The organism is Pseudomonas sp. PA-1-3F (assembly GCF_021609665.1).
Lineage (GTDB): Bacteria > Pseudomonadota > Gammaproteobacteria > Pseudomonadales > Pseudomonadaceae > Aquipseudomonas > Aquipseudomonas paracarnis.
The window spans coordinates 29,999-42,236 of record NZ_WJZD01000029.1 but is presented as its reverse complement, the minus strand read 5'-3'; the positions used below and the strand labels follow the sequence as shown (position 1 = coordinate 42,236).

At 61.7% G+C, this 12,238-nt stretch carries 13 protein-coding genes; 6 read left to right on the top strand and 7 right to left on the bottom strand.

The features are described 5' to 3' along the window. Positions 1 to 21 precede the first annotated feature (21 nt). The 3 genes from ccoS (at position 22) to hemN (ending at position 2,396) form a co-directional block, all read left to right on the top strand. Positions 22 to 234, top strand: a complete 213-nt coding sequence (gene ccoS, locus GIV26_RS20200; protein ID WP_054898601.1) for a cbb3-type cytochrome oxidase assembly protein CcoS — start codon at positions 22 to 24, stop codon at positions 232 to 234. Beyond that, positions 227 to 910: a sulfite exporter TauE/SafE family protein gene (locus GIV26_RS20195; protein WP_034128395.1), complete on the top strand. Its 684-nt coding sequence runs from the start codon at positions 227 to 229 to the stop codon at positions 908 to 910. Before ccoS ends, GIV26_RS20195 begins: the two co-directional genes overlap by 8 nt. A 103-nt stretch (positions 911 to 1,013) precedes the next feature. Beyond that, positions 1,014 to 2,396 (top strand): oxygen-independent coproporphyrinogen III oxidase, encoded by a 1,383-nt coding sequence (gene hemN, locus GIV26_RS20190; RefSeq protein WP_236281971.1) that lies wholly within the window; start codon positions 1,014 to 1,016, stop codon positions 2,394 to 2,396. Here the strand turns inward: hemN and GIV26_RS20185 are convergent, their stop codons facing one another. Further along, positions 2,397 to 2,864, bottom strand: a complete 468-nt coding sequence (locus GIV26_RS20185; RefSeq protein WP_080757733.1) for a FlxA-like family protein — start codon at positions 2,862 to 2,864, stop codon at positions 2,397 to 2,399. 152 nt (positions 2,865 to 3,016) lie between these two features. Here GIV26_RS20185 and fnr point away from each other — a divergent pair, with 152 nt between their 5' ends. Both fnr and GIV26_RS20175 read left to right on the top strand, forming a co-directional pair. Beyond that, positions 3,017 to 3,751: a fumarate/nitrate reduction transcriptional regulator Fnr gene (fnr, locus tag GIV26_RS20180; RefSeq protein ID WP_005790290.1), complete on the top strand. Its 735-nt coding sequence runs from the start codon at positions 3,017 to 3,019 to the stop codon at positions 3,749 to 3,751. A 76-nt stretch (positions 3,752 to 3,827) separates the two neighbouring features. Next, complete coding sequence (locus GIV26_RS20175) at positions 3,828 to 4,376, top strand: adenine phosphoribosyltransferase (RefSeq protein WP_223023648.1); 549 nt, start codon at positions 3,828 to 3,830, stop codon at positions 4,374 to 4,376. 109 nt (positions 4,377 to 4,485) lie between these two features. Here the strand turns inward: GIV26_RS20175 and GIV26_RS20170 are convergent, their stop codons facing one another. The 6 genes from GIV26_RS20170 to GIV26_RS20145 all read right to left on the bottom strand — a co-directional run bounded on the left by GIV26_RS20170 (position 4,486) and on the right by GIV26_RS20145 (position 11,162). Further along, positions 4,486 to 5,634: an acyl-CoA dehydrogenase family protein gene (locus GIV26_RS20170; protein WP_060764193.1), complete on the bottom strand. Its 1,149-nt coding sequence runs from the start codon at positions 5,632 to 5,634 to the stop codon at positions 4,486 to 4,488. Positions 5,635 to 5,841: 207 nt separating this feature from the next. After that, positions 5,842 to 6,444: a recombination mediator RecR gene (gene recR, locus GIV26_RS20165; protein WP_014719453.1), complete on the bottom strand. Its 603-nt coding sequence runs from the start codon at positions 6,442 to 6,444 to the stop codon at positions 5,842 to 5,844. Positions 6,445 to 6,510: 66 nt separating this feature from the next. Beyond that, positions 6,511 to 7,545: an NADP-dependent oxidoreductase gene (locus GIV26_RS20160; protein WP_236281969.1), complete on the bottom strand. Its 1,035-nt coding sequence runs from the start codon at positions 7,543 to 7,545 to the stop codon at positions 6,511 to 6,513. Positions 7,546 to 7,685: 140 nt separating this feature from the next. Continuing rightward, a complete protein-coding gene (locus GIV26_RS20155) occupies positions 7,686 to 8,024 on the bottom strand; it encodes a YbaB/EbfC family nucleoid-associated protein (RefSeq protein WP_003193199.1) in 339 nt (112 codons plus the stop codon). A gap of 43 nt (positions 8,025 to 8,067) precedes the next feature. After that, positions 8,068 to 10,143, bottom strand: coding sequence for a DNA polymerase III subunit gamma/tau (dnaX, locus tag GIV26_RS20150; RefSeq protein WP_054898606.1), 2,076 nt, complete (start codon positions 10,141 to 10,143; stop codon positions 8,068 to 8,070). 77 nt (positions 10,144 to 10,220) lie between these two features. Beyond that, positions 10,221 to 11,162: a DMT family transporter gene (locus GIV26_RS20145; RefSeq protein WP_236281967.1), complete on the bottom strand. Its 942-nt coding sequence runs from the start codon at positions 11,160 to 11,162 to the stop codon at positions 10,221 to 10,223. Between the two features lie 98 nt (positions 11,163 to 11,260). On the opposite strand from GIV26_RS20145, the gene GIV26_RS20140 reads away from it, so the two are divergent. Further along, positions 11,261 to 12,124 (top strand): LysR family transcriptional regulator, encoded by an 864-nt coding sequence (locus GIV26_RS20140; protein WP_060772981.1) that lies wholly within the window; start codon positions 11,261 to 11,263, stop codon positions 12,122 to 12,124. The last annotated feature ends 114 nt before the right edge of the window (positions 12,125 to 12,238 follow it).

Sequence of the window (12,238 nt, the reverse complement as noted above, 5' to 3'; positions counted from 1 at the left end):
CCGCGTGGGCATGGAGTACAGATGCCAGCTCTCTATGTGATGATTCCGGCAGCACTGCTGTTAGTGGGCGTGGCCATCTACATCTTCTTCTGGGCCGTGGACAGCGGCCAGTACGAAGACCTCGATGGCCCGGCCCATAGCGTGCTGTTCGATGACCAGGACCCGAACCACCTGGCCGCCATCGATGAAGCCAACAACCCCGAGCAACCGCCCAAAGAGCCCCCTCATGCTTGAGCTGATGCCCTTGCTGGTCTCGGCGCTGATCCTCGGCCTGCTCGGTGGTGGCCACTGCCTGGGCATGTGCGGTGGGTTGATGGGCGCGCTGACCCTGGCCATTCCCAAGGAACAACGCAGCCGCCGTTTTCGCCTGCTGCTGGCGTACAACCTGGGGCGCATCCTCAGCTATGCCACCGCCGGTTTATTGATCGGCCTGGCCGGCTGGGCGGTGGCCAACAGCCCGGCAGCGATGTTCATGCGTGTGCTCGCCGGCCTGCTGTTGGTGTGCATGGGCCTGTACCTGGCCGGCTGGTGGAGCGGCCTCACCCGTATCGAAAGCCTGGGGCGCGGCCTGTGGCGGCATCTACAGCCGGTGGCCAACCGGTTGCTGCCCGTGTCCAGCCTGCCCCGCGCCTTGTTGCTGGGTGCGCTGTGGGGCTGGTTGCCGTGCGGGCTCGTCTACAGCACCCTGCTATGGGCGGCGAGCCAGGGCAATGCACTGGACAGCGCCTTGCTGATGCTGGCGTTCGGGCTGGGCACCTGGCCGGTGCTGCTGGCCACCGGGCTGGCCGCCGAACGGGTGACGGCGTTGTTGCGCAAGCGCAGCGTGCGGGTGGCCGGCGGGGTGCTGGTGATGATCTTCGGCCTCTGGACCTTGCCCGGCCCCCATCAGCACTGGCTAATGGGGCATTAACAGGCCCTGTGGCATAGCGCCGCTCCCCGTTGATGCAAATCAACATGCCTTGCCTGCCCTGCCCCTAGACTCGGCCCACTAGCCAATCCGGGGGACCGCCCGCATGCTCGACGCCATTCGTTGGGACACAGATCTGATTCACCGCTACGACTTGGCGGGGCCGCGCTACACGTCCTACCCCACCGCCGTACAATTTGACAGCCAGGTCGGCACCTTCGACCTGCTCCACGCCCTGCGTGACAGCCGCAAGGCAGTGCGGCCACTGTCGCTGTACGTGCATGTACCCTTCTGCGCCAACATTTGCTACTACTGCGCCTGCAACAAGGTGATCACCAAGGACCGGGGGCGCGCCCAGGCCTACCTGCAGCGCCTGGAGCAGGAGATCCAATTGGTGGCCTGCCACCTCGACCCGCAGCAACCCGTTGAGCAACTGCATTTCGGCGGCGGTACGCCAACGTTTCTCAGCCACGATGAACTGCGCCAGGTGATGACACGCCTGCGCCAGCATTTCAATTTGCTGGATGATGACTCGGGCGACTACGGCATCGAAATCGACCCGCGCGAAGCCGACTGGGCCACCATGGGCCTGCTACGCGAACTGGGCTTCAACCGCGTGAGCATCGGCCTGCAAGACCTCGACCCCGAGGTGCAACGGGCGGTCAACCGCCTGCAAAGCCTGGAGGAAACCCGCGCCGTGATCGATGCAGCGCGCACCTTGCAATTTCGCTCGATCAATATCGACCTGATCTACGGCCTTCCCAAGCAGTCGCCGTTGAACTTTGCGCGCACCGTGGAGGAAGTTATCCGCTTGCAGCCTGACCGCCTGTCGGTGTTCAACTACGCGCACCTGCCGGAACGCTTCATGCCCCAGCGTCGGATCAACACAGACGACCTGCCCTCGCCGGCAGAAAAACTGCTGATGCTGCAAACCACCATCGAACAGCTGACCCAGGCCGGTTACCGCTACATCGGCATGGACCACTTTGCGCTGCCGGACGACGAACTGGCGGTGGCCCAGGAAGAAGGCAAGCTGCAGCGCAACTTCCAGGGTTACACCACCCACGGGCACTGCGACCTGATTGGGCTGGGGGTGTCGGCGATCAGCCAGATCGGCGACCTGTATTGCCAGAACAGCAGTGACCTGAACCAGTACCAGAATGCCTTGGCGGGCGCGCAACTGGCGACCAGCCGCGGCCTGGTCTGCACTACGGACGACCGGTTGCGACGGGACGTGATCCAGCAGTTGATCTGCAATTTCAGCCTGGTATTCGAGGGGGTCGAACAGGCGTACAACATCGATTTTCGCGGCTATTTTGCCGAGTTATGGCCGCAATTGCAGACAATGGCTGATGATGGCTTGATCGAACTGGACGCCCAGGGCATTCGCGTGCTGCCAGCCGGGCGCTTGTTGGTGCGCTCGGTGTGCATGGTGTTCGATGCCTACCTGGAGCACCAGAACAGGCAACGGTTTTCGCGGGTGATTTGATTACATCGCCAGGGAGGCAGCTTTCATCGAATCCTCGGCACTCATGCCTTTCATCGCCTTGGCCAGCGACGTCTGAGCCGACATCAGGCCAGCCTGCAGCGAACCGATCTCGGTCTGCAGCGCGCTGGCCTTGGCACGCGCCTCTTCAGGGGAAAGATTACTGTCCGCGGCCACCGCCGCCAGTTCGGCCTGTTTTTCGGCGATCTGTTGCTTCAGTTGGCGGATCATTTTCAATACCTGTTTGACGTTGTCTTCCAGGCCACTGTCATCGATGTCCGCATTGCTGCGCTGCTCCACGCCTGCAGCTTTGAATGCCGCAGCGGAAATAGTCACTGTCACACCTTCCACGACCTTGGTTTCAGAAGATTTTTCAAGGGTGGGACCTTCGTCCTTGAGCGCAGTAACCGGCTTCGCGTCAGGCACAACAGGGATGCGAATAGCCGGGTTGTAGGCCGCTATAACAGACATGATCCGAGCTCCGTCTAAGAGATGTGCTCTTTGTATCGACCTCAAGCAACAAATCTTTATACCTGTGCAGGTTTTCTGTACACGCTGGCCTCGCTGCCCCCCAGTGCGTTACCCTTACGTCTTATGTGTGTTTTCCCACAAGGATTTAAGAAATGTCCGAGCCAGTCAAACTGCGCGCTCACAGCCAGGCCCATTGCAAGGATTGCAGCCTGGCCCCCCTCTGCCTGCCACTTTCGTTGAATCTGGAAGACATGGATGCGCTGGACGACATCGTCAAACGCGGCCGCCCACTGAAAAAAGGCGAGTTTCTGTTTCGCCAGGGCGACAAGTTTGATTCCGTCTATGCAGTACGCTCGGGCGCGTTGAAGACCTTCAGCCTCAGCGACGGCGGCGAAGAGCAAATCACCGGTTTCCACCTGCCCAGTGAGTTGGTCGGGCTGTCGGGGATGGACACCGAGATTCATCCGGTGTCGGCCCAGGCCCTGGAAACCACGTCAGTGTGCGAAATTCCTTTCGAGCGCCTGGATGAACTGGCCCTGCAACTGCCGCAATTGCGCCGCCAGTTGATGCGCGTGATGAGCCGCGAGATTCGTGACGACCAGCAAATGATGCTGCTGCTGTCGAAGAAAACCGCCGACGAGCGTATCGCCACGTTCCTGGTCAACCTGTCGGCGCGCTTTCGCGCCCGTGGGTTCTCGGCCAACCAGTTCCGCCTGAGCATGTCGCGCAATGAGATCGGTAATTACCTGGGCCTGGCAGTGGAGACTGTGTCCCGCGTGTTTACCCGTTTCCAGCAGAACCAGTTGATTGCCGCCGAGGGTAAAGAAGTGCATATCCTCGACCCGATCCAGCTGTGTGCATTGGCTGGCGGTTCGCTGGAGGTCTGATCCAGGCTGCGGCCGCGCCAATCGGCGAGGCCGCAGGTATACTTCGAGTCCGTTTTCCGCTCTGGACTCCTCGACGATGACTTTTGATTCGTTCGACATCAAATCCCTGATTCGCCCCGTTATCGACTTCCCCAAGCCGGGTGTGATCTTTCGTGACATCACGCCGCTGTTCCAATCGCCCCGCGCCCTGCGCCTGGTGGCAGACAGCTTTGCCCAACGCTATGTCGAAGCCGATTTCACCCATATCGGTGCAATGGATGCCCGTGGCTTCCTGATCGGCTCGATCATCGCCTACCAACTCAACAAGCCGCTCATCCTGTTCCGCAAGCAAGGCAAGCTGCCGGCGGACGTGCTGGCCGAGGGTTACCAGACCGAGTACGGCGAAGCCTTCCTGGAAGTGCACGCCGACAGCCTGTGCGAAGGCGATTCCGTGCTGATGTTCGATGACCTGATCGCCACCGGCGGCACCCTGATTGCGGCGGCGAACCTGGTGCGGCGCATGGGGGCAAAGATTTTTGAGGCGGCGGCGATTATTGATTTGCCAGAGCTGGGTGGCTCGCAGCGGTTGGCCGATATGGGGATTCCGACGTTTTGCCTGACGCAGTTCGGGCTGACCGAGAAATAAGCGTCGTCAGTACTGACGCCATCGCGGGCAAGCCCGGCTCCCACCTTGGAATGCATTCTCCTGTGGGAGCCGGGCTTGCCCGCGATGAGGCCCGAAAGAACACCCCGGTTTACAACCCCATCTGCTTACTGATGATTTCATTCATCACTTCACGCGTCCCGCCACCAATCGACAAAATCCGGTTATCGCGATACAGCCGCTCCACCAGACTGCCACGCATATATCCCTGCCCGCCCAATATCTGCACCGCGTCATACGTCACCCGATCAGCGGTATCGGTAGCCAGATTCTTGGCCATGGAAATCTCTTTGATCACGCTCTTGCCGGCGGCCATCTTCGCGGCCTGGCGATAGGTGAACTCGCGGGAAACCTCCACGGCGGTAGCCATTTCCGCCAGGCGATGCTTGAGTACCTGGAATTTGCCGATGGGTTTGCCGAATGCTTCGCGCTGGGCGGCCCACTGGAGGCTTTCCTCCAAGGCCAGTTGCGCGGTCATGTTGGCCATGAGGGCCAAGGCCAGGCGCTCGCTCTGGAAGTTGCCCATGATGCAGGCAAAGCCCATGTTCTCGACACCGACGAGATTGCCCACAGGCACGCGGCAGTCATCGAAGAATAACTCGGCGGTGTCCGACGCCCACCAGCCCATCTTCTTCAGTGGCTGGCCGACGGTAAAACCGGGCGTGTCTTTTTCAATCAGCAGCAGGCTGATGCCACCAAAGCCCGGCCCGCCCGTGCGCACGGCCACGGTGTAGAAATCAGCGCGAATGCCGCTGGTGATAAAGGTCTTGGCACCGCTCACGCGGTAATGCTCGCCTTCACGTACGGCGCGGGTTTGCAGGTTGGCTACATCTGAGCCGCCGCTGGGCTCGGTGACCGCCAGGGCGATGATCTTCTCGCCGGCGAGCACCAGAGGCGCTATGCGCTCACGCACGTCGGGCCGGGCCCATTTGACGATGGGCGGCAGGCCGATATCCAGGGAGCCGAGCCCTGCCACCACGCCGCCGGAGCCGCAGCGCATCAGCTCTTCGCTGGCGGCGACCTTGGCGAACAGATCGCCTTCGTGGCTGCCACCCAGCGTTTCGGGGTAGCCGATGCCCAGAATGCCCGCCGCACCGGCCTTGAGGTAAAGCTCACGGGGAAAGCTCTCAGCTTCCTCCCAGTGCTCGATGCCCGGCAGCATCTCGCGCTCGACAAACCGGCGCACGCTGTCGCGGACCAATTGGTGGCTGGGGTCGAAGTATTCCTGATAGGCAGACATCGGCAAGCTCCATGGCGAGATGGAGCGAACTTACCAAGCGCTTGCTTGGTTATCAAGTCATGTGTCTGCGCTAACCCTGTAGGAGCGAGCTTGCTCGCGAAAAACGTCAACGATAACGCGTGCTTCCTGAGTGAACGCGGCGCCTATTAGTTTTTCGCGAGCAAGCTCGCTCCTACAGGGTTAGGAAGTCCCAGATTGCAATGGGCTTTAGAGCGCGATGGGTTTGCGGCCTGCGAACGAGTGCGCCAGGGTGCCGCCGTCCACCAATTCCAGCTCGCCCCCCAACGGTACGCCATGGGCGATCCGTGAAGTAATCAAACCTTTATTGGTCAGCAACTGGGCGATGTAGTGCGCGGTGGCTTCACCTTCCACCGTCGGGTTGGTTGCCAGGATCACTTCGGTAAAGGTGCCCTGCTCTTCGATTCGCGCCACCAGTTGTGGAATACCGATGGCTTCCGGCCCCAAACCGTCGAGCGGCGACAGGTGGCCCTTGAGCACAAAGTAACGCCCGCGGTAACCGGTTTGCTCCACGGCGTACACATCCATCGGCCCTTCCACCACGCACAGCAACGTGTCGTCGCGACGCGGGTCGGCGCATTGCGGGCAGAGTTCTTCTTCGGTGAGGGTGCGGCACTGGCGGCAGTGGCCCACGCCCTCCATGGCCTGGCTCAGGGCCTGGGCCAGGCGGGTGCCGCCGCTGCGGTCACGCTCCAGCAGTTGCAGCGCCATGCGCTGGGCAGTTTTCTGGCCAACGCCGGGCAAGGTGCGCAAGGCGTCGATCAGTTGGCGAATCAGGGGGCTGAAGCTCATGGGCGAAGGGTCCGACAAAACAACGAGACGCGGTTTATACCCGCGCCCCGGATTAGCGTCAAATACTCAATCCTGCGCGACGCGCACCACCAACTTGCCGAAGTTGCGCCCTTCGAGCAGGCCGATAAAGGCTTCGGGCGCCTGCTCCAGGCCGTCGACCACGTCCTCGCGGAACTTGATCTTGCCCTCGCGCACCCAAGGCGCCATGGCACTGAGGAACTCCGGCTGGCGGTCGCCGTAGTCATCGAACACGATAAAGCCCTGGATGCGCACTCGCTTGGTCAGCAAGGTGCGTTGCAGGGCCGGCAAACGGTCAGGGCCGCTGGGCGCTTCATGGGCGTTATAGCCGGCAATCAACCCGCACAGCGGCACGCGCGCTTTGGGGTTGAGCAAAGGCAGCACGGCATCGAAGACTTTACCGCCGACGTTTTCGAAATAAATGTCCACGCCTTTGAAACAGGCCAGGGCCAGCTCATGGGCGAAATCTTCGCTCTTGTGGTCGATACAGGCGTCAAAGCCCAACTCATCCACCACGTAGCGGCACTTGTCTGCGCCACCGGCAATGCCCACCACGCGCAAGCCCTTGAGCTTGGCCACTTGGCCCACCACCGACCCCACCGCGCCAGACGCAGCCGCCACCACCAGGGTTTCCCCGGCCTTGGGCTGGCCGATATCCATCAAGCCCATGTAGGCCGTCATGCCCGGCATACCCAGTACGCCCAAGGCCATCGACGGACTCGGCAGGCCCTTGGGCAGCGGGATCAGGTTATGGCCTTCGCAAATGCAGTGGCTTTGCCAGCCGGTGGCGCCGACCACCAGGTCGCCCACTTCGAATTTCGGGTTGCGCGATTGCTCGACACGGCTGACAGCCCCACCGGTCATCACCTCGCCGATTTCCACGGGCGCGGCGTAGGACGGCGCGTCACTCATGCGTCCACGCATGTAAGGGTCCAGGGACAGGTACAGGGTCTTGAGCAATACCTGACCGTCTGCCAGGTCCGACAGGCTCACACGTTCCAGGCGAAAGTTTTCCGGCGTGGGTGCGCCTTGAGGGCGTGAAACCAGAACGATGCGTTGGTTGAGCGTCATTTCTTGAGGCATCAGCGGGGCTCCTTTATCGGTGAGTGGTTTCAACGGTATAGGGTGCAGACCATCGGTGAAGGCCTGGGGTTCGATGTTTCGACCGGCCAAAAAAAATGCCAGGCGCGATGCCTGGCATTTGAGTCTAGCTAAAGCGTGTATCAGAACGGCAGTTTCATGCCCGGTGGCAGTTGCATGCCAGCGGTCACGCCGGACATTTTGTCCTGGCTGTTGGCTTCGATCTTGCGCACAGCGTCGTTGACGGCTGCGGCGAACAGCGCTTCGAGCATTTCCAGGTCATCTTCACCCACGCCCGGCAATACGCTTGGGTCGATGCTGACACGCTTGATGTCGTGACGACCGGTCATCACCACGCTGACCATATCGCCACCGGCTTTACCGGTGACTTCGGCGTTGGCCAGCTCTTCCTGCATCTTGGCCATTTTTTCCTGCATCTGCTGCGCCTGCTTCATCAGGCCGGCCATGCCACCTTTCATCATGGGAATCACCTCAAAAGTACGTGGATCAATGAGTAGCCCGGTGTCATGACGCTTGGGGCACCGGGGCTTCGACAGGTTCAATAGTATCGTGGCGGACGACCGCACCGAACTGTTGCATCATTTGTTGGATAAGCGGATCTGCGTGGATCGAGTCCTCGGCCTCGCGCTGGCGGTTAAGGCGCCGACGGGTCGCTGCCTGGGCCGGGGTTTCCTGCTCGGGCTTGATCAGCTCGATGGCGATGGTCAGCGTGCGCCCATGGTACTGGTTGAGCGCATCGTTGAGCCGGCGCTGCTGGGTGGCGTTGAACAAGGCGCTATGGGCCGGGTCCAGGTGCAGCAGCCAGTGGTCGCCTTCGATGGAGATCAGGGTGCAGTTGGCGGCGATACTGCCGGTCATGCCGGAGATCGGCAATTTCGGAAACAATTCCAGCCATTGCAGGGCCAGGCCGGTAGCCGGGGCCGCGGCAGGTTCTGCCTCGGGCTCGGGCGCAGGTTCCGCGGTGTGCTCACTGGCCAAATCGTCCAGGTAGCTGTAGGCCGAATCCATGTCCGGCTCAATGTAGTCTTCGTCCAGCGGCGGTTCGTCGTCCAGGTCAATGCCGGGAGTGGCCGCGTCGACCTGGGCGACCGTCGGTTCAGGAACGGGGGCCGATACCCACTCAGGGGCATCCGGCACCACGCTGTCCGGGGTCGGCGCAGGCATCGGCGTCAGCTCGGGTTGCTCGCCGGTGGTTTCCAGCACGGGCTCCACGGCGGGCTGTTGCTCGGGCTCTACTTGCGCTTCGACCGGGTCATTCCAAGGCAAGTCGACCACGGGCTCGGGCTCGATGACCGGCTCGGGCTCGACCACCGGTGCGACGGCAACCGGCGCAGGTTCAGGCTCAGGTGCCGGCGCAACCGGCTCAGGCACAGCAACCGCAGGCGCAGTAACTACTGGCGCGACAACGGCCGCGCCAGCCACTGGTTTGGCGGAATCAACTGTGGCCTGGCTGATCCCCACTGGCTTTAGCGGCTGTCTCGGTGCGTCTGCCGAATCTGCCGGCCGGAATGCCAGCATGCGCAGCAGCACCATTTCAAAGCCACCCCGAGGGTCGGGTGCCAGGGGCAGGTCGCGGCGACCGATGAGGCCCATCTGGTAGTAGAACTGTACGTCTTCGGCCGGCAACGCCTGGGCCAGGGCCAATACGCGATCTCGGTCGCCATGGCCGTTGTCCACGCCTTCCGGCAGGGCCTGGGCGATGGCGACGCGATGCAATACGTTGAGGATTTCCGAAAGCACGCCATTCCAGTCCGGGCCTTGCTCCGACAGGTGGCGCACCGCTTCGAGCAACGCCTTGGCGTCTCCTTCGATCAGCGCGTGGAGCACGTCGAACACCTGGCCGTGGTCCAGGGTACCGAGCATGGCGCGCACGTCGGCGGCCATGACCTTGCCTTCACCAAACGCGATGGCCTGGTCGGTGAGGCTCATGGCATCGCGCATCGAACCGTCGGCGGCGCGGCCCAGCAACCACAGCGCGTCGTCTTCGAACGGTACGTTCTCGACGCCCAGCACATGGGTCAAATGCTCGACCACACGCTCGGGGGTCATGTTTTTCAGGGAGAACTGCAGGCACCGCGACAAAATCGTTGCCGGAAGTTTCTGCGGGTCGGTGGTAGCCAGGATGAACTTGACGTAGGGCGGCGGCTCTTCCAGGGTTTTCAACAAGGCGTTGAAGGAGTGGCTGGACAGCATGTGTACTTCGTCGATCAGGTAGACCTTGAAGCGGCCACGGCTCGGCGCGTACTGCACGTTGTCCAGCAGCTCGCGGGTGTCTTCGACCTTGGTTCGGCTCGCGGCATCGATCTCGATCAGGTCGACGAAACGCCCTTCGTCGATCTCACGGCACACCGAACAGGTGCCACAAGGCGTCGAGGTAATACCGGTTTCACAATTCAGGCACTTGGCGATGATGCGCGCAATCGTGGTCTTGCCCACCCCACGCGTACCGGTGAACAGGTAGGCATGGTGCAGCCGTTGGCTGTCCAAGGCATTGATCAGAGCCTTGAGCACATGGGTCTGGCCGACCATTTCGCGGAACGAGCGCGGGCGCCATTTACGTGCAAGAACCTGATAACTCATCGAAAACCGTCGCAACTGGGAAGCAGAAGCCGGTAATGCTAGCGGAGCAAGGGGGAAATTGCATCCGGCACGCTCGTCTAATCTGACGAAGCTTGTTCGATTGGCCTCCCGGAGGGCACCTGCGGGCGTTTTGCTGGCACCTTGGAGCGCCAATGTCCTTCCAGACTGATAGCGGCGACACTTGCCAGCACGATCACCGCGCCCAGCATCACCTGCAGGGTGACGTGTTCGCCAAGCAGCGTGGCGGCCATCAGCATGGCAACCGGTGGAATCAGGTACATCGCCACCGACGCACGACTGACCTCGACGTGCTTCAACACGTAACCCCAGGCCAGATAGGCCAAGGCACTGGGAAAAATGCCCAGCACCAGCACGGCAAGATTCTCCACCATCGGTGCCTGCACGATGGCGACGGGCAGGCCCGGCAGGTTCACGCACAGCATCAGGGTGCCGGACCACACCATGTAGCACGCCATCGTCAACGGGCTGTAGCGATGGGCGTAATGTCGCTGAATGGCGAAGTACACACTCCATGAGCAGGCCGCCAACAAGATCAGCAAACCCCGTGGGTTGATATCGCCTATGCCCCGGTCGCCCCAGATCACCACCACTACGCCGGCCAACCCCAACAGCACGCAGCCCCAGCGCCAGGCGCTGACCTGCTCCTTCAAGCACAAAAACGCAATCAACACACTGAACAACGGCGCCGACTGTGCCAACACACTCGACGCCGCCGCCGTCACCCATTGCTGCCCGTAATTGAGACTGGTGTGGTGCAGGAACACCCCGAAAAAGCCCAGCACCAACAACCACGGCAGGTCGCGCAATGGTGGCCGTCCAATCCCCATCACCGAGGCCACGCCGCCCATGAATACCGACGCGATCAAAAACCGCAGCAGCGCCAATTGGCCGGGGCTGTAACTGTGCAGCCCCATGTGCACGCCGATGGGGGAATACGCCCAACAGAGGATGACGCTGGCAATGACTAGCGTAAGCTTCAGAGGTGACGGAGTATTCATCGACAGCATCCACGCAAAAGGAATGCTGCCAGTCTTGGCCCAGGCCAGGCATAGGACAATTAAGCGTTTCTGACTTCTGAAATCATTGGAACTGAGCAATGGAACTGGCCCAACTGAAAATGGTGCGAGCCGTGGCGCAAACCGGCAGCGTGGCCCAGGCTGCGCTGCAATTGCACTGCGTGCCGTCCAATATCACCACGCGCATCAAGCAGCTGGAAAGCGAGTTGGGCACACCGCTGTTTATCCGTGCTGGCCGAGGGCTGGCGATCAGCGCCGCGGGAGAGATCTTCCTGGATTACTGCGAACGTATCCTGGCCTTGGTGGATGAATCCAAACGCGCCGTGGATGCCAGCGCCATTCCCCGTGGCACCTTGCGCATCGGTGCGGTGGAATCCAGCGCCAGCGGGCGCTTGCCGCCGCTACTGGCGGAATACCACCGGCGTTATCCCGATGTCAGCCTGGAACTGGTCACCGGTGCCTGGGCGCAACTGCTGGACGACCTGCAGCACCACCGCCTGGATGTGGCGCTGGTGGCTGCCGGCGGCAAACGCACGAAGCTGGAACAGAGCGTGGTCTACAGCGAGCGCCTGGTGCTGATCGCCAGCGCGTGCAGCGCACCTATCAACAGTGCCGAGGACCTGGCCGGCCGAACCCTGCTGGTGTGGCCGCCGGGCTGCCCTTATCGCGCCGCCCTGGAAAACTGGCTCAAGCCCCATGACATCAAGCCAGCAATCGCCAGCTACGCCAGTTGGGGCACGATCATCGGATGCGTGAGCGCGGGGATTGGCGTGGCGTTGGCACCCGAGGGGATCCTGGCGCGCTATGAACAGGCCAATCAGCTGGCATCGTATCGCTTTGAAGCACTGGCGCCCGTGGACAACCTGTTGTTCTGGCACACGGACACCCAGCGGCACCTGGCGCGAGATGCGTTTGCCGGGCTACTGCGCGAGACCTTTGGCTGACACAGTCCTAAATGTGCGACGAAAATCGCCCTGATACCAAGTAGGAGCGAGCTTGCTCGCGAAAAACTCACAAGCGCCGCGTTTATTCAGGAGGCACGCGTTATCGTTGACGTT